Origin of the sequence: Streptomyces rectiviolaceus, assembly GCF_039533825.1 — a bacterium.
Classification (GTDB): Bacteria; Actinomycetota; Actinomycetes; order Streptomycetales; family Streptomycetaceae; genus Streptomyces; species Streptomyces rectiviolaceus.
Genome location: NZ_BAAAUG010000087.1, coordinates 1 through 20,089, shown reverse-complemented (window position 1 = coordinate 20,089; position 20,089 = coordinate 1). Strand labels below are relative to the sequence as shown.

Here is a 20,089-nt window from a genome sequence, read left to right as displayed (position 1 = left end):
GCCCCATAAGCAACGGAACTACCGGGAGCACAACCTTTGTCCCGCACTGAGGCCGACACCGACCCGCCCGCGGAGCCGCCGACGGAGCCGCTGCCCGGCGACGACCACGCCTTCTTCGGGCAGCCGCGCGGGCTGCTCACCCTGTCGGGCCTCGAGGTCTGGGAGCGCTTCTCGTTCCTCGGCATGCAGGCCATCCTCGTCCTCTACTTCGCGGACTCCGTCGCCAACGACGGAATGGGCATGGATTCCGGAACCGCCGCCTCGGTGTCGGCGGCGTACGGAACGCTCGTCTATCTCGTCTCGGTGGCGGGCGGCTGGCTCGCCGACCGGATCCTCGGCTCGTACCGCGCGGTCCTGTGGGGCGGCATCCTCATCGCCTGCGGCCACTACTCGATGGCGGTCCCGACGGCCACGATGACCTGGGTCGGTCTCGGCCTGATCAGCGCGGGCACCGGCCTGCTCAAGCCGAACGTCGCCTCGATGGTCGGCAAGCTCTACCGCACCGACGACGACCGGCGCGACGCGGGCTTCGCGCTGTACTACATGGGCATCAACATCGGCGCCTTCGCGGGCCCGCTGATCACCGGCTGGCTCGGCGACCACAAGGGCTGGCACTGGGGCTTCTCGGCGGCCGCGATCGGCATGACCTTCGGCCTCATCCAGTACGTCCTGGGCCGTCGTCACCTCGCCGGACGCAAGGCGGCGGCCGAATACGCGCTGCCCAAGGACGCGATGCGCCGCGCGGTCGTCCTGATCGTCGTGGGCGTACTCGTGTTCGCCGCACTCGCGGGTCTGCTCGCCGGCATCGGCTGGCTGACGATGGACCGCTTCGTCGACCTGCTCACCCTGATCTCGGTGATCGCGCCGATCGTCTACTTCGTGGTGATGTTCCGCAGTCCGCGCGTGAGCAGCGAGGAACGCGGACGCCTGAAGCCGTACGTGGTCCTCTTCCTGGCCTCGGTGGTCTTCAACTTCATCCTCTTCCAGGCCTACTCGACGATGATCCTGCTGGCGTCGACGAACGCCGAGACCGCGATCTTCGGCTTCACCTTCCCCGCCAGCTGGTACGCCTCCGCGCTCGGCGCCTTCGAGGTCGCGCTCGCCCCCGTCGTCGCCGCGGTCTGGGCCCGGATGGGCCACAGCCAGCCGCACGCCTCCAACAAGATCGCCTTCGGCGTGATCCTGGGCGGCCTTTCGTTCCTGCTGATGGTCCTGCCGACCTCGGGGCACTCCGACGACACGTACAAGATGGCGGTCTGGTGGATCGTCGGCTCCTACCTGCTGCTCGGCCTCGGCGACATCCTCGTGGAGACCTCGGGCATGTCGGCCACGACGAAACTCGCCCCGAAGGCCTTCGCCAGCCAGACCATGGCCCTCTGGTTCCTCTCGCTCGCCCTGGCCAACGGCATCCAGGCGCAGATCGTGAAGCTGTACGGAGAAGTCTCCAACCCGGCGTACTTCGGCGTGAACGGCGCGATCGCGGTGGCCGCCGGTGTAGCCGTCGTCCTGCTCGCCCCGTGGCTCCGCCGCACCATGCACCCCGTCCACTGAGGACACTGAGGTTCCCGCCATGCAGATTCCCTCATCCTTCCCGTACGAGACCACCCGCGAGGACGTCCAAGTACCCCTCCCGGACGGGACCAAGCTCTACGCGCGCATCTGGCGCCCGGTGACGGACGAACCCGTCCCCGCGCTCCTGGAGTACCTCCCCTACCGTCTGAGCGACTGGACGGCGCCGCGCGACTTCCAGCGCCACCCCTGGTACGCGGGCCACGGCTATGCCTCCGTGCGCGTGGACGTGCGGGGCCACGGCAACTCGGAGGGCATGCCGGGCGACGAGTACTCCCCGGTCGAGCTGGCCGACGGGGTGGAGGTCGTCAACTGGCTCGCCGAGCAGCCCTGGTGCTCCGGCAAGGTCGGCATGTTCGGCATCTCCTGGGGCGGCTTCAACTCCCTCCAGATCGCGGCCCTGGCGCCCGAGCCGCTCAAGGCGATCATCACGGTCTGCTCCGCGGACGACCGTTATGACAACGACGTGCACTACATGGGTGGTTCCGTCCTGGCGGTGGACATGCACGCGTGGGCGGCGACGATGCTGGCCTTCGTGTCGCGCCCGCCGGACCCGCTGTTCGTCGGCGACCGCTGGCGGGAGATGTGGCTGAGACGCCTCGAAGCGGTCGACCCCTTCATCCACACCTGGCTCGACCACCAGACCCGTGACGCCTACTGGCGGCACGGCAGCGTCTGCGAGGACTACTCGGCGATCAACGCGGCGGTGCTCGCGGTGGGCGGCTTCCACGACCCGTACCGGGACACGGTCCTGCGCCTGGTGGAGAATCTGCCGGGCGATGTACGGGGGTTGATCGGCCCGTGGTCGCACCAGTACCCGGACCGGGGTCTGCCGCCGGGCCCGGCGATCGGCTTCCTCCAGGAGACGCTGAGGTGGTGGGACCACCACCTGAAGGGGGTGGAGACCGGCATCATGTCCGAGCCGAAGCTCCGCTCCTGGATCAGCGATTCCCACCCGCCGGCGACGGTGTACGCCGAGCTGCCGGGCGGCTGGGTCGGGGACCCGTCCTGGCCGTCCCCGAACGTCACGCCGACTTCCTACGCCCTCCAAGGCACGCCCATGGTGGTCAACTCCCCCCAGCACACGGGCCTGGACGCGGGCCGCTACTTCCCCTTCGGCAACGACGCGGACCTGCCGCCCGACCAGCGGGACGAGGACGCGAAGTCGGCATGCTTCGAGTTCGAGGTGCCATCGGCCGTACGCATCCTGGGCCGCCCCAAGGTGACGCTGCGCCTGAAGACGGACGTCCCGTCCGGTCAGGCGATCGCGCGGGTGTGCGACGTGGCCCCGGACGGCTCGTCGACCCTGGTGACCCGTGGCGTGCTGAACCTCTCCGCCCGCAACGGCCGGGACCGGGTGGATCCGTGGCCGGTCGGCGAGACGGAGGACGTGACGTTCGAACTGAACGCGATCGGCCACACCTTCCCCCCGGGCCACCGGATCCGGCTGGCGGTGTCGTCGGCGTACTGGCCGTGGATCTGGCCGCAGGCGGATTCGGCGGGCTTCGTGCTCGACCCGGCGGGCAGCGCGCTCGAACTCCCGGTGCGGGAGGGCGAGCTCGACCCGTCGATCACCTTCGACGCTCCCGAGCAGTCGGAGCCGCTGGGGGTGGTGTACCCGGCGACGCTCGACGAGCTGCGTCCCGAGCGCCTGGTCGTACGCGATGTGGCCAAGGGCGAGTGGCGCCTGGAGGTGGACCCGCGCTACGGCGGTACGCGGGTCTACCCGGACGGCCTCGAATTCACCGAGGACGCGGTGGAGACGTACACGATCAACGAGTCCGACCCCCTCAGCGCCCGCACCCGCTCCGACTGGACGATCCGCCTGCACCGCCCCGAGCTGGCGTGGGACGTGTCGATCACGTCCCGCTCCGAGATCACGTGCGACGCAGCGGACTTCATCACGTCGAACGAGGTCATCTGCAAGGACGGCGACGAGGTGGTGTTCCACCGGACGTGGGAGAAGCGCATCCCGCGAACGGCGGGCTAGCGGGCCTCACCCGCCCGACGTGAGCAATCGCTCGAGCACGACGGCCACCCCGTCATCCTCATTGGACGAAGTCACCTCATCGGAGGCCGACTTGAGGTCGGGGTGGGCGTTGGCCATGGCGACGCCGCGGGCCGCCCACACGAACATCGGCACGTCATTGGGCATGTCCCCAAAGGCAATGGTGTCTTCCGCCGCCATCCCTAGCCGCTCGGCGGCGAGGGCGAGCCCGGTCGCCTTGGTCACCCCGCGCGGCTGGAGCTCGACGGTGCCGGGCCCGGACATGGTGACGGTGGCGAGGGGCCCGACGGCATCACGGGCGACGGCGGCCAACTCGTCATCGGTGAGCTCGGGATGGCGCAGGAGCACCTTGCTGATGGGCTCGGACCAGAGCGCGTCACGCCCCCGCACGCGCACGGCGGGCAGGGTGGGGTGCGGCATCAGATATCCGGGCTCGATGAGGGTGAGCCCATCCACCCCGTCCTGGTCCACGGCGGCGTATACCTGCCCCACCTCCGCCTCGATCTTCCCGAGCGCGGCCTCGGCGAGCTCGCGGTCGAGCGTCACGGACCAGACCATGCGGTCGGCCCCGGAGTCGTACAACTGCGCCCCCTGCCCACAGACGGCGAGCCCCCCACCCCCCAGATCGTCGAGGAGCGGCTTCACCCGCGGCGCGGGCCGCCCGGTCACCACCAGGTGACGCGCCCCCGCCACGGCCGTCGCCGCCAGCACGGCCAACGACCGGTCGGAGATGGTGTCGTCGCCGCGCAGCAGCGTCCCGTCCAGGTCAGTGGCGATGAGTGAATATGCGAGGGGTGCAGCCATGATCCAGAGAATACGGATCCCCGGCGATGCCGAAAGCAACGTCACAGGAGCTGTGACGAGCGCAGTGCGCTGGTCGCACAACCGGCGCTCGCGGGATTCACTTGGACGTGTCTCCGCGAACCGGCCCGAAGGCAGTACTCGGCGCAGCAGGTCGGGCGCCCCTGGAGCGTTGGGCGCCCGGCCTCAAGAGCAGCCGTACGTCACCTCAGCCGTGCCCCCGAGCCAAGTGCGCCGCCAACCGCGGCGAAGCGAACTCCGTGCCGCATACGAAGCGCATCACCGGGCCGTACGACGCCGCTGCCGGGAGGCCCGTGAAGTACAGGCCCGGGATCGATGAGACGTAGCCCGCGCCCAGCTTTGGTGTTCCTCGGCTCACTGCCAGGCGGGCGCGGAGGGCGGGGCCGAGGAAGTCCATCGATGCGATGTCCACGCGGTAGCCCGTCGCCGCTATGACGTGGTCGGCGGAGAGTTCGCGGACGCGGCCGCCCAGGGTCTCGAGGCGCAGAACGGGGCTGCCGTCCTGGATGTCCGCCGAGATGACGCGGCGGACCTCGCGGGTCTCGACCTTGCCCTCGAAGCGCTCGCGCAGCCACCACGCGCCCAGCGGGCCCAGGATGCGGCGGACCAGGAAGTGGCGGGCCTGCGGGGGCAGATAGCGGTAGGGGTGGGGGTAGTAGCTGATCGCGTGGAGCGACCAGGCGCGGCCGAACGGCGAATCGGGGCGGAGTTTCGGCTGCTTCCACGGGGGCTCCCCGAAGGCCACCGATCCCTTGCCGCGTGCCACCACCCGCACGTTCGCGCCCGCTTCGGCGGCGAGCGCGGCTGTCTCAAGGGCCGACTGCCCAGCGCCGACCACGATCAGCTCACGCCCCGCGAACCGCGACAGGTCACTGTGCTGTGAGCTGTGTGAGACGGGCCCTGTGGGGGTCGGCCCGTCCGGTGCCGCCGCGGCGAGCGCGGGCGGCAGCTGCGCGAGGCCCGAGAGGCCGCTGGCGACCACGACCGCGCGGGCCGTGAACTGCTCGCCGGAGTCCAGCTTCAGGTCGAAGCCCGCCGTGCCCTTGCGGTCTATCGACACCACCCGCACCTGCTCCAGGTCGGGGACGAGCTTCTCCTTGAACCACTCTCCGTAGTTCACGAAGGTCTCGATCGGGATGATGTCCTCGTCGGTGATGAGGCGCGGGATGCCCGCCGCGTCGCAGTAGTCGACGAGGTTGTGCCCGCGCTGCGGCGCGTCGATGTTCGAGGCCACGGGGGTCGATTTCAGGAGCATGCCCGCGGGCATGTGGGCGCGCCAGCTCACCATCGGGTCACCGAAGACCCGCACGGGGACACCTCGGGCCCGCAAATGGGCCGCCGTCGAGAGGCCGTACGGGCCGGCCCCGATCACTGCTACCGGATGAATCACGAAGTCCCTCCCCAGGACGTCACTTACTGCGTGTGCCTACTTCGTGCGGTGCTGGCTTCAGTGGGAGTGTCGACCCGCCTACTGGTCAACTCGTCGTGCTGCCGCGCCTGTTGGTCCGCCAGAGCTGATACAGGTGCTTCGCTCCCGGCCGTACGAACCGCGCGAGCATCGTGAAGAACGGCTTCATGTCGTCCGCCGCGAGCCACGCCAGCTCCGTGCCGCTCGCACGCGGGGGCGCGTGTGGCGTCGTGTAGCCGCTGCGGCGGTAGGCGAGGAGGGCGGGCAGGTCGATGTTCTCCACTACGTACCGATGACCGGCGCGCTGTTCCCCCTCCGGAACCGGGCGCCCCGTCATGTGCAGGTGCATCGCGCGGACGACGTCGATCCCGGACTCGTTCTCGAAGAGCCGGAACTGTGCGCCCATGCGGGGGTTGAAGTCGAGCAGTTTGTACTGACCGTCGCGCCGGTCGAAGCGCAGGTCCAGGTCGATGACGCCGGTGAAGCCGATCTGTTTGATGAAACGTGCGGCGAGGTCCGCGAGTTCCGGATTGTCGACGACGTACGCATTCGCCGTCATCCCCGCGTGAGGCGGCCAGGAGCGCACCTTGACGCCCGTGAACATCGCGCGCGGCGCCGAGTCCGCGTCGAAGTAGGCGTGCACGATCCAGTCCTCGGCCTGCTCCCGCGGCAGATACTCCTGGAGTATCACCCCGGGCCGCTCGCCCCAGTCACGGGCGAGGCCGAGCAGGCCCTCCGGGGTCTCTATGCGCGTCGTGCCGTTCACCGCGGGCCGGGAGCGGCGCGTGAACGCCTCGCGGTTCTTGGCGACCACGGGGAAGAGTGCCGTGGCGGCGAACTCCTTGATGTCCCCGTAGCTTTCGGGGAACGACGCGGCGGGCGAGGCGATGCCGTGCTCCACGCACAGCTCGTGCAGGCCCTGCTTGCTGGCGAGGCGGCGGGGTAACTCCGTCTCCACGCGCGGGAAGAGGAACCCCGCACCGCTCAGCGGCTCCTGGTGCTCGGCGATGAGGACGGCCGCTTCCTCGTCGGTCGGGATCAGGACCGTGGGTCTGCCGATCCGGCGCGCGATGCGCAGCATCCCCTCGACGAGCCGCTCCGGATCCTCCGCCCCGGTGGTCGGCCAGGGAAAGGCGCCGGTGAGATGGCGGGAGGCCGCGGCCGGTGTGTACCGGTCCTCCGTGATCGCGTACATGGGCACGCCGAGCCGCCCGAGGCTGCGGATCGCGCCCACGCCGCCATGGTGCAGCGGATAGCTGCCGAACTTCACGATCAAGCCGGGCACCTCACGGTCCACCGCGAAGGGCACGCTGTCGTTCCTCATGGCCACGGGTCCCCCCACGTGTCCCTCCGTATGACCCGGACCCACCCCGTCCGCGTCCCCCAAAGGACGCTAAGCCGGAACTGACCACTCCAGCAAGGTTTATCCGGACATTGCGAACTCTTTAGACACTGCCCCAACCGAGGGCTTCCACGTAACGTGTGGCACACCCATATGGAAGCGAGGCAGGTACGCATGTCCGAGCACACCCCGCTCGATCCGGCCGGGAGCGACCCTTCCGTCCGCTCCGCAGCCGACCCCTTCGCTCTCGCGGAGGGCGATCCCTTCGGGCCGCACAATCTCCCGTACGGCGTGTTCTCCCTGGCCGGGGACGCGACCGGGGCCGCGGCCGCGGAGCGCCGGGTCGGCGTACGACTCGGTGATCACGTCCTGGACGCGGGCGCCGCGGCGGCCGCGCTCGGCTCGCCCTATGTCTCGCTGCTCGCCAGGCCCACGCTCAACCCGCTGCTCGCCGCGGGCCGCACGGCCTGGTCCGACGTGCGGCGCGCGCTCACCGCGTGGGTGACGATCCCGGCCCACCGCGAGGTCGTACGCCCCCTCTTGTACCCGCTGTCCGACGTCACGCTGCACCTCCCCTTCGAGGTCGCGGACTATGTGGACTTCTACGCCTCCGAGCACCACGCGACACACCTGGGGCAGATGTTCCGTCCGGACTCGCCGACCCCGCTGACCCCCAACTGGAAGCACTTGCCCATCGGTTACCACGGCCGGTCCGGCACTGTTGTGGTCTCCGGGACTGAAGTGGTACGCCCGACAGGTCAGCGCAAGGCTCCCGCGGAGACGGCACCGGTCTTCGGACCCTCCGTCCGCCTCGACATCGAGGCCGAGGTCGGCTTCGTCGTGGGTACGCCGTCCGAGCTGGGCACCCCGGTGCCGCTCGCGGACTTCCGGGAGCACGTCTTCGGTCTCAGCCTCCTCAACGACTGGTCGGCGCGCGACATCCAGGCCTGGGAGTACGTGCCGCTCGGCCCGTTCCTCGGCAAGTCCTTCTGCACCTCGGTCTCGGCGTGGATCACCCCCCTCGAGGCCCTGGACGCGGCGCGGGTCGCCCCTCCGGCGCGTACGCACGAGCTCCTCCCCTACCTGGACGACTCGGCGGAGTCCGTCGCGGACGAGCCCGGCGGCTACGACCTGCGCATCACCGTGGCCCTGAACGGCCACGTCATCTCCGAGCCCCCCTTCTCCACCGTGTACTGGACGGCGGCCCAGCAGCTGGCCCACATGACGGCGAACGGCGCTTCCCTGCGCACGGGCGACCTCTACGGCTCGGGCACGGTGAGCGGCCCCTCCGAGGGGCAGTACGGCTCCCTGATCGAGATCACCTGGAACGGCCGCGACGCTCTTGTCCTCCCGGACGGGAAGCGGACGTTCCTTGAGGACGGGGATGAGGTGACCCTCTCGGCGTGGGCCCCCGGCCCGGACGGCACCCGGGTCGGCCTCGGCGAAGTTTCTGGCAGGGTCGCCTCGGCGCGGTGAGGTTGCCGGCCGGGGGTGGGGTCACCCCCGGTTCCTCGCGCACCGGGTTCGCCTGCGGCGTCGTCGTGGCTGGGCGCGCAGTTCCCCGCGCCCCTTCGGGGCCCGGTTTCAGAAGTCCTCCGGGGGCTCCGGCCACTCCTCCTCAGGGGGCGCCGGAGCCTCGGTCGGCGCCGGAGCAGCCGTGCCGCCCAGCTCTGCAAGGACCTCAAGCACGCCCTCCCCGTACGTCGCCAGCTTCTTCTCGCCCAGCCCGCCGACGCCGCCGAGCTCCGCCAGGGACGAGGGACGCAGCGTGGCGATCTCCCGGAGCGTGGCGTCGTGGAAGATCACGTACGCCGGCAGGCCAAGCTCCTTGGCCTGCGCACCCCGCCACGCCCGCAGCGCCTCGAACACCGGCACCGCTTCCTGAGGCAGCTCGGCGACGGCCGCCGCCGCCTTCGCCTTCCGCTCCCCCTTCGCGGCCTTCGCCGCGGCGGGCCGCTTCGGCTCCTTGCGCAACCGCACCTCCCGCTCCCGGCCGAGGACTGTGCCGCTCTCCTCGGTCAGGACCAGCGTGCCGTACTCCCCCTCGACCGCGAGCAGCCCCTGCGCCAGCAACTGCCGGACCACGCCGCGCCATTCGGCCTCCGCGAGCTCCTCGCCGATGCCGAAGACCGAGAGCTGGTCGTGGTCGAACTGGATGACCTTGGCGGTCTTCTTGCCGAGCAGGATGTCGATGATCTGGCCCGCGCCGAACTTCTGCCCGCGCTCGCGCTGGAGACGGACGATCGTGGAGAGGACCTTCTGGGCCGGGACCGTGCCGTCCCAGGTCTCCGGCGGGGTGAGACAGGTGTCGCAGTTCCCGCAGGACTCCCTGGCCGCGTCCTGGCCGAAGTACGTGAGGAGCTGGGCCCTGCGGCACTGGGCCGTCTCGCACAGCGCCAGCATCGAGTCCAGGTGCGAGGCCGCCCGGCGGCGGAACGCCTCGTCCCCCTCGCTGCCCTGGATCATCTTGCGCTGCTGGACGACGTCCTGCAGGCCGTACGCCATCCAGGCCGTGGAGGGCAGTCCGTCACGTCCTGCGCGGCCCGTCTCCTGGTAGTACCCCTCGACCGACTTCGGCAGGTCGAGGTGGGCGACGAAGCGGACGTCCGGCTTGTCGATGCCCATGCCGAAGGCGATCGTGGCGCAGACGACCAGGCCCTCCTCCCGGAGGAAGCGGGACTGGTGGGTGGCGCGCGTCCCGCCGTCAAGGCCCGCGTGGTACGGCACGGCCTCGATGCCGTTCTTGCACAGGAACTCGGCGGTCTTCTCGACCGAGTTGCGCGAGAGGCAGTAGACGATGCCCGCGTCGCCCGCGTGCTCCTCCTTGAGGAAGGCCAGGAGCTGCTTCTTCGGCTCGGCCTTCGGCACGACGCGGTACTGGATGTTGGGCCGGTCGAAGCTCGCCACGAAGTGCTTGGCGTCCGGCATGCCGAGCCGCTCGGTGATCTCGCGGTGCGTGGCGTGCGTCGCCGTCGCCGTCAGGGCGATCCGGGGCACGTCGGGCCAGCGCTCGCCGAGCAGGGAGAGCGCCAGGTAGTCCGGACGGAAGTCGTGGCCCCACTGGGCCACGCAGTGCGCCTCGTCGATCGCGAAGACGGAGATCTTGGCGCGCGAGAGCAGATCGAGCGTCCCCTCAAGACGCAGCCGCTCCGGCGCCAGATACAGCACGTCGAGCTCCCCCGCGAGGAACTCGGCCTCCATCACACGCCGCTCGTCGAAGTCCTGCGTGGAGTTGATGAACCCGGCCCGCACGCCGAGCGCCCGCAGCGCGTCCACCTGGTCCTGCATGAGCGCGATGAGGGGGGAGACCACCACGCCCGTGCCGGGCCTGACCAGGGCGGGGATCTGATAGCAGAGGGATTTGCCGCCACCGGTGGGCATCAGGACGACGGAGTCACCGCCCGCGACCACATGCTCGATGATCGCTTCCTGCTCACCGCGGAACGCGTCATACCCGAAGACGCGGTGCAGCGTCCGCAGGGCGTCACTCTCCGCCACCGCGACCGGTGCGGTCACCTCGCTCATGCCATCGTTCCCATCCATCGCCCTGCCCCCGTACGTCGCGCTTCGACCACTGCCTCCACGATAGGGCTCCGCACCGACACCTCTGTCAGTTATCCACAGGCCGCCGCCCGGCACCCCTGTCGGACGGGGTGCCGGGCGGCGGCGAGTAGAACAGGTGGACTACCGGAATAGCTGGGCTACCGGAATAGCTGGACTACCGGACGAAGACCCCCGCCTGGTTCGCCAGATCCAGGAAGTACTGCGGGGCCACGCCCAGGACCAGCGTCACCGCCACGCCCACGCCGATCGCCGTCATCGTCAGCGGCGAGGGCACGGCGACGGTCGGGCCGTCCGCCTTCGGCTCACTGAAGAACATGAGCACGATCACGCGGATGTAGAAGAACGCCGCGATCGCGGACGAGATCACACCGACCACGACAAGCGCACCGGCCCCGCCCTCGGCCGCCGCCTTGAACACCGCGAACTTTCCGGAGAACCCGGAGGTCAGCGGAATGCCGGCGAAGGCGAGCAGGAACACCGCGAAGACGGCGGCGACCAGCGGCGAGCGCCTGCCCAGCCCTGCCCACTTCGACAGATGCGTGGCCTCGCCGCCCGCGTCCCGCACCAGCGTGACCACAGCGAACGCGCCGATCGTCACGAAGGAGTAGGCCGCCAGATAGAAGAGGACCGACGAGATGCCGTCCGGCGTCATGGCGATGACACCGGCGAGGATGAAGCCCGCGTGCGCGATCGAGGAGTACGCGAGAAGCCGCTTGATGTCGGTCTGGGTGATCGCGACGATCGCGCCGGCCAGCATCGTGAGGATCACGACGCCCCACATCACGGGGCGCCAGTCCCAGCGCAGCCCCGGCAGGACCACGTACAGGAGCCGGAGCAGGGCGCCGAAGGCGGCGACCTTCGTCGCCGCGGCCATGAAGCCGGTGACCGGGGTGGGCGCACCCTCGTACACGTCCGGGGTCCACATGTGGAACGGCACCGCGCCGACCTTGAAGAGCAGGCCCATGACGATCATCGCGGCGCCGATCAGGAGCAGCGCGTCGTTGCCCATGGTGTCGGCGAGCGCCGGGTTGACCGTCTGGACGCTGCCGTCGATGACCTTCGCGATCGTGCCGTACGACACCGAGCCCGCGTACCCGTACAGCAGGGCGATCCCGAAGAGCAGGAACGCCGAGGAGAACGAGCCGAGCAGGAAGTACTTGACGGCGGCTTCCTGCGACATGAGGCGCTTGCGGCGGGCGAGCGCGCAGAGCAGGTAGAGCGGCAGCGAGAAGACCTCGAGGGCGATGAAGAGCGTCAGGAGGTCGTTCGCCGACGGGAAGACGAGCATCCCGCCGATCGCGAAGAGCGCGAGCGGGAACACCTCGGTGGTGGTGAACCCGGCCTTCGTGGCCGCCTTTTCGCCCTCGCTGCCCGGCGTCGATCCGGCCTGCGCGGCGAACGAGTCGACGCGATTGCCGTGCGTCACCGGGTCGAGTCGCCGCTCCGCGAAGGTGAAGATCGCGACGAGTCCCGCGAGGAGGATCGTGCCCTGCAGGAAGAGCGCGGGCCCGTCGACCGCGATCGCTCCCATGGCGGCGATGTGCGCCTTCGTCGTGCCGTACCCGGTGGTCGCGAGGCCGACGACCGCGGCGAAGGCCGCGGTGAGGGCGACGACGGCCACGAACACCTGTGCGTAGTAACGGGACTTACGCGGCACGAAGGCCTCGATGAGGATCCCGATGACCGCCGCGCCGATGACGATCAACGTCGGTGACAGCTGCGCATACTCGATGGTGGGAGTGTCGATCTTGTCGATCTGATCTTGGGGCGCCGCGGCCGACGCCATTGTCCACAGGCTGTGGACGGCTGATGCGCTCACTTGGCCGCCTCCACGTCGGGCTTCGGGTCCTTCTGCTGTACGTCGGACATGGTGTGCTTGACCGCCGGGTTCACCAGATCGGTGAGCGGCTTCGGGTAGACACCGAGGCCGATCAGGAGCGCGATCAGCGGTGCGACGACCACGAGTTCACGTACCCGCAGGTCCGGCATGGCCGAGACCTCCGGCTTCACCGGGCCCGTCATCGTCCGCTGGTAGAGGACGAGGGTGTAGAGCGCGGCGAGCACGATGCCGATGGTGGCGATGATCCCGACCACCGGATAGCGCGCGAACGCGCCGACCAGGACCAGGAATTCACTGACGAACGGCGCGAGCCCCGGCAGCGAGAGCGTCGCGAGACCGCCGATCAGGAAGGTGCCCGCGAGCACGGGTGCGACCTTCTGCACTCCTCCGTAATCCGCGATGAGCCGCGAACCGCGCCGCGAGATCAGGAAGCCCGCCACCAGCATCAGCGCGGCCGTCGAGATCCCGTGGTTGACCATGTAGAGCGTCGCGCCGGACTGCCCCTGCGAGGTCATCGCGAAGATGCCGAGAATGATGAACCCGAAGTGCGAGATCGACGCGTACGCCACCAGGCGCTTGATGTCGCGCTGGCCGACCGCGAGCAGTGCGCCGTAGATGATGCTGATCAGCGCGAGCACGAGGACGACGGGTGTCGCCCACTTGCTCGCCTCGGGGAAAAGCCCGAGGCAGAACCGCAGCATCGCGAAGGTGCCGACCTTGTCGACGACCGCCGTGATCAGCACGGCGACCGGGGCCGTGGCCTCGCCCATCGCGTTCGGCAGCCAGGTGTGCAGCGGCCACAGCGGCGCCTTCACCGCGAAGGCGAAGAAGAAGCCGAGGAAGAGCCACCGCTCGGTGCTTGTCGCCATGTCGAGCGTGCCGTTGGCCCGCGCCTCGGCGATCTCCTGGAGCGAGAAGTTCCCCGCCACTACGTAGAGCCCGATCACGGCGGCCAGCATGATGAGGCCGCCGACCAGGTTGTAGAGGAGGAACTTCACGGCCGCGTACGAGCGTTGCGCCGATGCCTTCTCGTCGCTGCCCGCGTGGGCGCGGTCTCCGAAGCCGCCGATGAGGAAGTACATCGGGATGAGCATGGCTTCGAAGAAGATGTAGAAGAGGAATACGTCGGTGGCCGCGAAGGAGATGATCACCATCGCCTCGACGGCGAGGATCAGGGCGAAGAAGCCCTGAGTCGGCCGCCAGCGCGAGGACTTCGTCTCCAAGGGATCGGCGTCGTGCCAGCCCGCCAGGATGATGAAGGGGATCAGGAGCGCGGTGAGCGCGATGAGGGCGACACCGATGCCGTCCACCCCGAGTTCGTACCGCACACCGAAGTCCGCGATCCAGGCCCGGGATTCGGTCAGTTGATAGCGGTCGCCACCTGGGTCGAACCGCACGAGCACGATCGCGGCGAGCGCGAGCGTGGCGAGCGACACGAGCAGCGCGAGCCACTTGGCCGCGGTCCGCCGGGCGGCCGGGACGGCTGCCGTGGCGATCGCGCCGAGCGCGGGCAGGGCCGCCGTCGCTGTCAGCAGAGGAAAGGACATCGGTATCAGACCGCCCTCATCAGCAGGGTCGCGGCGATGAGTACCGCAACGCCGCCGAACATCGAGACCGCGTAGGAGCGGGCATAGCCGTTCTGCAACTTGCGCAGCCGCCCGGAGAACCCGCCGACCGAGGCCGCCGTGCCGTTGACGACTCCGTCGACCAGGGTGTGGTCGACGTAGACCAGCGAGCGGGTGAGGTGCTCTCCGCCGCGGACCAGGACGACGTGGTTGAAGTCGTCCTGGAGGAGATCGCGCCGGGCCGCCCGGGTGAGCACCGAACCGCGCGGGGCGGTGACCGGGACGGGACGGCGGCCGTACTGGACGTAGGCGAGAGCCACACCGATGAGCAGGACCACCATGGTGGCGCCCGTGACCGTGGTGGCGCTCAGCGGCGAGTCACCGTGGTCGTGGTGGGTGACCGGCTCCAGCCAGTGCATGAAGCGGTCGCCGATGCTGAAGAAGCCACCGGCGAACACCGATCCGAAGGCGAGCACGATCATCGGGATCGTCATGGACCTGGGCGACTCGTGCGGGTGCGGCTCGTTGCCGTCGGCGTCCGGCTGCCAGCGCTTCTCACCGAAGAAGGTCATGATCATTACGCGCGTCATGTAGAACGCGGTGATCGCGGCGCCGAGCAGCGCGACCGAGCCGAGGATCCAGCCCTCCGTGCCGCCCTTGGCGAACGCCGCCTCGATGATCTTGTCCTTGGAGAAGAAGCCGGACAGACCGGGGAAGCCGATGATCGCCAGGTAGCCGAGCCCGAAGGTCACGAAGGTGACCGGCATGTACTTCCTGAGGCCGCCGTACTTCCTCATGTCGACCTCGTCGTTCATGCCGTGCATGACCGAACCGGCCCCGAGGAAGAGCCCGGCCTTGAAGAAGCCGTGCGTCACGAGGTGCATGATCGCGAAGACGTAGCCGATGGGACCGAGGCCCGCGGCCAGGATCATGTACCCGATCTGGGACATCGTCGAGCCGGCGAGGGCCTTCTTGATGTCGTCCTTCGCGCAACCGACGATCGCACCGAAGAGGAGCGTGACCGCGCCCACGACGGTGACGACCAGTTGGGCATCCGGCGCGCCGTTGAAGATCGCGCCGGAGCGGACGATCAAGTACACGCCCGCGGTCACCATCGTCGCCGCGTGGATCAGGGCCGAGACCGGGGTCGGGCCCTCCATCGCGTCGCCGAGCCAGGACTGCAGCGGCACCTGGGCCGACTTGCCGCAGGCCGCGAGCAGCAGCATCAGGCCGATGGCCGTCAGCTTGCCCTCCGACGTCTCACCGGTGGCCTCCAGGACCGGCCCGAAGGCGAAGGTCCCGAAGGTGGTGAACATCAGCATGATCGCGATCGAAAGGCCCATGTCGCCGACCCTGTTGACCAGGAAGGCCTTCTTCGCGGCGGTGGCCGCGCTGGGCTTGTGCTGCCAGAAGCCGATCAGGAGGTACGAGGCGAGGCCGACGCCCTCCCATCCGACGTACAGGAGGAGGTAGTTGTCGGCGAGGACGAGGATGAGCATCGCCGCGAGGAACAGGTTCAGATAGCCGAAGAAGCGGCGGCGCCGCTCGTCGTGCTCCATGTACCCGATGGAGTAGATGTGGATCAGGGTGCCCACACCGGTGATCAGCAGGACGAACGTCATCGACAGCTGGTCGAGCTGGAAGGCGACGTCCGCCTGGAAACCCTCCACGGGGATCCAGCTGAACAAGTGCTGCGACAGGGAGCGCTCCTCGGCGCCCTTGCCCAGCATGTCGGCGAAGAGCACCACGCCGACGACGAAGGAAGCAGCCGCGAGCAGCGTGCCGAGCCAGTGGCCCACACGGTCCAACCGCCGCCCGCCGCACAGCAGTACGGCCGCTCCGAGCAGAGGCGCCGCTACGAGCAGCGCGATCAGGTTCTCCACTTTTCAGCGACCCCTTACAGCTTCATCAGGCTGGCGTCGTCGACCGAGGCCGAGTGACGGGAGCGGAACAGCGACACGATGATCGCGAGGCCGACCACGACTTCCGCCGCGGCGACGACCATCGTGAAGAACGCGATGATCTGGCCGTCGAGATTGCCGTGCAGCCGGGAGAAGGCGACAAAGGCGAGGTTGCACGCGTTGAGCATCAGCTCGATACACATGAAGACCACGATCGCGTTCCGCCTGATCAGCACGCCGGTGGCGCCGATCGAGAACAACAGCGCCGCGAGATACAGGTAGTTGACCGGATTCACTTCGACGCCTCCTCGGACTTGAGCGAGCGCTCCAGACGCTCCTCGGAGCGCTGTTCGAGGGCCCGCAGATCGTCCAGTGCCTCGTCCGACACATCGCGGATCTGTCCGCGCTCACGCAGCGTCTTGTTGACCGTGAGCTCCGACGGGGTGCCGTCGGGGAGCAGGCCCGCGACGTCCACGGCGTTGTGCCGGGCGTAGACACCGGGGGCGGGCAGCGGCGGCAGGTGCTTGGACCGCACGCGCTCCTCGGACATCTCACGCTGCGTCTTGGCGCGCTCCGTGCGCTCGCGGTGGGTGAGGACCATCGCGCCAACCGTGGCGGTGATGAGCAGTGCGCCGGTGATCTCGAAGGCGAAGACGTACTTCGTGAAGATGGCCTCGGCGAGGCCCTCCACATTGCCGCCCGCGTTCGCCTTGGCGAGTCCGGCGAACTCGTTCACCGAGGCGTTCCCGATCCCCGCGAAGAGCAGGATGGCGAAGCCGAAGCCGCAGAGTCCTGCCAGCCAGCGCTGCCCCTTGATGGTCTCCTTCAAGGAGTCGGCGGCGGTGACGCCGACGAGCATGACCACGAAGAGGAAGAGCATCATGATCGCGCCGGTGTAGACGACGACCTGGACGATGCCCAGGAAGTACGCCCCGTTGGCGAGGTAGAAGATCGCCAGGATGATCATGGTCCCGGCGAGACAGAGCGCGCTGTGCACGGCCCTCTTCATAAGGATGGTGCACAGGGCGCCGATCACGGCGACCGTGCCGAGCACCCAGAACTGGACGGCCTCACCGGTGGATGTGGTGTAGGCGGCGAGCTGCGTCATCGGATCACCTTCTCCGACGCGGGCTCGGAGTCCCCGAAGGTGGAAGCCGCCTCCTGGGGCGTCTCCCCCTTGGAGAGGGCGACTTGGGGAACCGTGCCGGGGGCCGCCTCCGTCACCAGACCGCGGTAGTAGTCCTGCTCGTCCGTGCCCGGGAAGATCGAGTGCGGTGACTCGACCATGCCTTCCTCCAGGCCGGCGAGCAGCTGCTCCTTGGTGAAGATGAGCTTCTCGCGGCTGCTGTCGGCCAGCTCGAACTCGTTCGTCATCGTCAACGCGCGCGTGGGGCACGCCTCGATGCACAGGCCGCACAGGATGCAGCGGGCGTAGTTGATCTGGTAGACGCGGCCGTACCGCTCGCCCGGGGAGTAGCGCTCCTCCTCGGTGTTGTCCGCGCCCTCCACATAGATCGCGTCCGCCGGGCAGGCCCAGGCGCAGAGCTCACAGCCGATGCACTTCTCCAGGCCGTCCGGATGGCGATTGAGCTGGTGCCTGCCGTGGAAGCGGGGAGCGGTGGTCTTCTCCTGCTCCGGATACTGCTCGGTCAGCCGCTTCTTGAACATGGCCTTGAAGGTCACGCCGAAGCCCGCGACGGGGTTCTGGAACCCCTGCTTCGATTGGTTCGACTCGTGGTGGGGCTCGTGGTGCGGCTCTTTCTTCGACTCAGCCATCGGACGCCTCCTTTCCGTCACTTCGAGTTCCGTCACTTTGAGTATCCGGTCCACCACTGACAATCAACTCCCGCTCCTGACGCGAGCGTCGGCGCGGTACGGGTGGCAGGCTCTGTCCGGGCAGCGGCGGGACCGGGAATCCGCCCGCCATCGGGTCGAAGGCGACCGGCTCCTCGCTCTCGGATCGTGCCGTCGCTTCCTTCTCGCGCTTGTCCCGGAAGATGTCGACGACGACGGAGAGCAACAGGAGCGCGATGACTCCGCCGCCCACATAGAGCGCGATCGAGGTGAAGTCGTACTCCTCGTTCCGCATCGCCCTGACCGTCGCGACGAGCATCAGCCAGACGACCGAGACCGGGATCAGGACCTTCCAGCCGAGCTTCATCAGCTGGTCGTAGCGGACGCGTGGCAGCGTGCCGCGCAGCCAGATGAAGAAGAACAGCAGCAGCTGGACCTTGATCACGAACCAGAGCATCGGCCACCAGCCGTGGTTCGCGCCCTCCCAGAAGGTGCTGATGGGATACGGGGCCCGCCAGCCGCCCAGGAAGAGGGTGACCGAGACCGCCGAGACTGTGACCATGTTGACGTACTCGGCGAGCATGAACAGCGCGAACTTGATCGACGAGTACTCGGTGTTGAAGCCGCCGACGAGGTCGCCCTCGGACTCCGGCATGTCGAACGGCGCGCGGTTGGTCTCACCGATCATCGTCACGATGTAGATCAGGAACGAGACCGGAAGCAGCAGGATGTACCAGCGGTCCGCCTGCGCCTCCACGATCGCCGAGGTCGACATCGACCCGGAGTAGAGGAACACCGAGGCGAACGCGGCGCCCATCGCGATCTCGTACGAGATCATCTGCGCGCAGGAGCGCAGGCCTCCGAGGAGCGGATAGGTGGATCCAGAACTCCAACCCGCGAGGACGATGCCGTAGATGCCGACCGAGGCGACCGCGAGGATGTAGAGCATCGCGATCGGCAGGTCGGTGAGCTGCATCGTCGTGCGCTGGCCGAAGATCGAGACTTCGTTGCCCGCGGGACCGAAGGGGATCACCGCGATCGCCATGAAGGCCGGGATGGCCGCGATGATCGGCGCGAGGACGTACACCACCTTGTCCGCGCGCTTAACGATCACGTCTTCCTTGAGCATCAGCTTGATGCCGTCCGCGAGGGACTGCAGCATGCCCCAGGGGCCGTGCCGGTTGGGGCCGATGCGCAGCTGCATCCAGGCGACGACCTTGCGCTCCCACACGATGGAGAAGAGCACCGTCACCATCAGGAACGCGAAGCAGAAGACCGCCTTGACGGCGACCAGCCACCACGGGTCACGGCCGAACATGGACAGGTCTTCCGCCGCAAGCGGCACCACGGTGTGCATCACGACGTCACCTCCGGGGCCTCAGAGGGCTCCGGCAGGAGCGCCGGGCCGATGCGGACGAGGTCGCCGGGGCGCGCGCCGGTGTCGGAAGTGACGCCTCCCCCGGTCGAGTTCAGCGGCAGCCACACCACGCGGTCGGGCATCTCGGTGACCTGGAGCGGCAGTTCGGTCGCCCCGGCGGAGCCGGTGACGGCCAGGACGTCGCCGTCCTTCACGCCCGCCTCGGCCGCGATGGCGTCCATGAGCCGGGCGACCGCGGCGTGCCGCGTGCCGGCAAGCGCCTCGTCGCCCTGCTGGAGGCGGCCCTGGTCGAGCAGCAGCCGGTGCCCCGCGAGAACAGCCTCTCCGGAGGCGGGCCTCGGCGGCTGGGCGGCCGTCTCCAGGGGCTCCGTGGCATGCGGGCCGTCCCAGGCTCCGAGCCCGTCCAGCTCGCGCCGGGCGGTCGCCAGGTCGGGAAGACCCAGGTGTACGTCCCCGGCGTCGGCCAGCATGTGCAGCACACGCGCGTCCGTCGGGGCCAGCGCGCGGGTCATGTGGTCGGGCTTCAGCGCGGCGTCGAACATCCGCGCCCTGCCCTCCCAGTTGAGGAAGGTGCCGGACTTCTCCGCGACCGCGGCCACGGGGAGTACGACGTCGGCGTGCTCGGTGACCTCACTGGGCCGCAGCTCCAGGGAGACCAGGAACCCGACCTCGGAGAGTGCTTCACGCGCGCGTGCCGGGTCGGGAAGGTCGGCGACCTCCACGCCCGCCACCAGGAGCGCACCCAGTTCGCCGGTCGCGGCGGCCTCGATGATCTGGCCGGTGTCGCGGCCGTAGCGGTGCGGGAGTTCGGCGACGCGCCAGGCGGTCGCGACCTCGTCCCGCGCGCGCGGGTCGGTGGACGGGCGCCCGCCGGGAAGCAGCGAGGGCGTCACCAAGG

The 20,089-nt window shown here is 69.1% G+C and carries 15 protein-coding genes; 3 read left to right on the top strand and 12 right to left on the bottom strand.

The window, feature by feature from the left end; translation table 11 throughout:
• The first annotated feature begins 36 nt into the window (after nt 1-36).
• Both ABD378_RS24655 and ABD378_RS24650 read left to right on the top strand, forming a co-directional pair.
• Nucleotides 37-1,551, top strand: a complete 1,515-nt coding sequence (locus ABD378_RS24655) for a peptide MFS transporter (RefSeq protein ID WP_344523817.1) — start codon at nt 37-39, stop codon at nt 1,549-1,551.
• A gap of 19 nt (nt 1,552-1,570) precedes the next feature.
• A complete protein-coding gene (locus tag ABD378_RS24650) occupies nt 1,571-3,559 on the top strand; it encodes a CocE/NonD family hydrolase (RefSeq protein ID WP_344523815.1) in 1,989 nt (662 codons plus the stop codon).
• Between the two features lie 6 nt (nt 3,560-3,565).
• Here the strand turns inward: ABD378_RS24650 and ABD378_RS24645 are convergent, their stop codons facing one another.
• The 3 genes from ABD378_RS24645 to ABD378_RS24635 all read right to left on the bottom strand — a co-directional run bounded on the left by ABD378_RS24645 (nt 3,566) and on the right by ABD378_RS24635 (nt 7,131).
• A complete protein-coding gene (locus tag ABD378_RS24645) occupies nt 3,566-4,381 on the bottom strand; it encodes an HAD family hydrolase (protein ID WP_344523813.1) in 816 nt (271 codons plus the stop codon).
• Nucleotides 4,382-4,586: 205 nt separating this feature from the next.
• On the bottom strand, nt 4,587-5,789 hold the full coding sequence (locus ABD378_RS24640; protein WP_344523811.1) for an FAD-dependent oxidoreductase: 1,203 nt from the start codon (nt 5,787-5,789) through the stop codon (nt 4,587-4,589).
• Nucleotides 5,790-5,874: 85 nt separating this feature from the next.
• The gene (locus ABD378_RS24635) at nt 5,875-7,131 is read right to left on the bottom strand and encodes a carboxylate--amine ligase (protein ID WP_344523810.1); all 1,257 of its coding nucleotides are present in this window, start codon (nt 7,129-7,131) and stop codon (nt 5,875-5,877) included.
• A 192-nt stretch (nt 7,132-7,323) separates the two neighbouring features.
• On the opposite strand from ABD378_RS24635, the gene fahA reads away from it, so the two are divergent.
• Nucleotides 7,324-8,625, top strand: a complete 1,302-nt coding sequence (fahA, locus tag ABD378_RS24630) for a fumarylacetoacetase (protein ID WP_344523809.1) — start codon at nt 7,324-7,326, stop codon at nt 8,623-8,625.
• Between the two features lie 108 nt (nt 8,626-8,733).
• On the opposite strand, the gene recQ is transcribed toward fahA, so the two are convergent.
• The 9 genes from recQ to ABD378_RS24585 form a co-directional block, all read right to left on the bottom strand.
• Nucleotides 8,734-10,674, bottom strand: coding sequence for a DNA helicase RecQ (gene recQ / locus ABD378_RS24625; RefSeq protein ID WP_344523807.1), 1,941 nt, complete (start codon nt 10,672-10,674; stop codon nt 8,734-8,736).
• A gap of 193 nt (nt 10,675-10,867) precedes the next feature.
• Nucleotides 10,868-12,532, bottom strand: a complete 1,665-nt coding sequence (gene nuoN, locus ABD378_RS24620) for an NADH-quinone oxidoreductase subunit NuoN (RefSeq protein ID WP_344523805.1) — start codon at nt 12,530-12,532, stop codon at nt 10,868-10,870.
• On the bottom strand, nt 12,529-14,100 hold the full coding sequence (locus tag ABD378_RS24615) for an NADH-quinone oxidoreductase subunit M (protein ID WP_344523803.1): 1,572 nt from the start codon (nt 14,098-14,100) through the stop codon (nt 12,529-12,531). Before ABD378_RS24615 ends, nuoN begins: the two co-directional genes overlap by 4 nt.
• 5 nt (nt 14,101-14,105) lie before the next feature.
• Nucleotides 14,106-16,001: an NADH-quinone oxidoreductase subunit L gene (gene nuoL, locus ABD378_RS24610; RefSeq protein WP_344523801.1), complete on the bottom strand. Its 1,896-nt coding sequence runs from the start codon at nt 15,999-16,001 to the stop codon at nt 14,106-14,108.
• A gap of 14 nt (nt 16,002-16,015) precedes the next feature.
• Nucleotides 16,016-16,315 carry an NADH-quinone oxidoreductase subunit NuoK gene (gene nuoK, locus ABD378_RS24605; RefSeq protein ID WP_249588397.1) on the bottom strand — a complete coding sequence of 100 codons (300 nt, stop codon included), beginning with the start codon at nt 16,313-16,315 and terminating at the stop codon, nt 16,016-16,018.
• Entirely contained in the window at nt 16,312-17,127 is an 816-nt protein-coding gene (locus ABD378_RS24600; protein ID WP_344523799.1) for an NADH-quinone oxidoreductase subunit J, read from the bottom strand. Before ABD378_RS24600 ends, nuoK begins: the two co-directional genes overlap by 4 nt.
• The gene (gene nuoI / locus ABD378_RS24595; protein WP_344523797.1) at nt 17,124-17,795 is read right to left on the bottom strand and encodes an NADH-quinone oxidoreductase subunit NuoI; all 672 of its coding nucleotides are present in this window, start codon (nt 17,793-17,795) and stop codon (nt 17,124-17,126) included. Before nuoI ends, ABD378_RS24600 begins: the two co-directional genes overlap by 4 nt.
• Nucleotides 17,788-19,170 (bottom strand): NADH-quinone oxidoreductase subunit NuoH, encoded by a 1,383-nt coding sequence (gene nuoH / locus ABD378_RS24590; RefSeq protein ID WP_344523858.1) that lies wholly within the window; start codon nt 19,168-19,170, stop codon nt 17,788-17,790. The genes nuoI and nuoH overlap by 8 nt, the downstream gene beginning before the upstream one ends.
• Nucleotides 19,170-20,089, bottom strand: a 920-nt coding sequence (locus tag ABD378_RS24585) for a molybdopterin-dependent oxidoreductase (RefSeq protein ID WP_344523795.1), incomplete at its 5' end; no start/stop codon positions are given. The genes ABD378_RS24585 and nuoH, both read right to left, overlap by 1 nt.

Coding starts and splice junctions, on each gene's coding strand:
- fahA (WP_344523809.1), top strand. CDS start 7,324: ATGTCCGAGCACACCCCGCTCGATCCGGCCGGGAGCGACCCTTCCGTC.
- nuoI (WP_344523797.1), bottom strand. CDS start 17,795: ATGGCTGAGTCGAAGAAAGAGCCGCACCACGAGCCCCACCACGAGTCG.
- ABD378_RS24650 (WP_344523815.1), top strand. CDS start 1,571: ATGCAGATTCCCTCATCCTTCCCGTACGAGACCACCCGCGAGGACGTC.
- recQ (WP_344523807.1), bottom strand. CDS start 10,674: ATGAGCGAGGTGACCGCACCGGTCGCGGTGGCGGAGAGTGACGCCCTG.
- ABD378_RS24600 (WP_344523799.1), bottom strand. CDS start 17,127: ATGACGCAGCTCGCCGCCTACACCACATCCACCGGTGAGGCCGTCCAG.
- ABD378_RS24615 (WP_344523803.1), bottom strand. CDS start 14,100: ATGTCCTTTCCTCTGCTGACAGCGACGGCGGCCCTGCCCGCGCTCGGC.
- ABD378_RS24645 (WP_344523813.1), bottom strand. CDS start 4,381: ATGGCTGCACCCCTCGCATATTCACTCATCGCCACTGACCTGGACGGG.
- ABD378_RS24635 (WP_344523810.1), bottom strand. CDS start 7,131: ATGAGGAACGACAGCGTGCCCTTCGCGGTGGACCGTGAGGTGCCCGGC.
- nuoH (WP_344523858.1), bottom strand. CDS start 19,170: ATGCACACCGTGGTGCCGCTTGCGGCGGAAGACCTGTCCATGTTCGGC.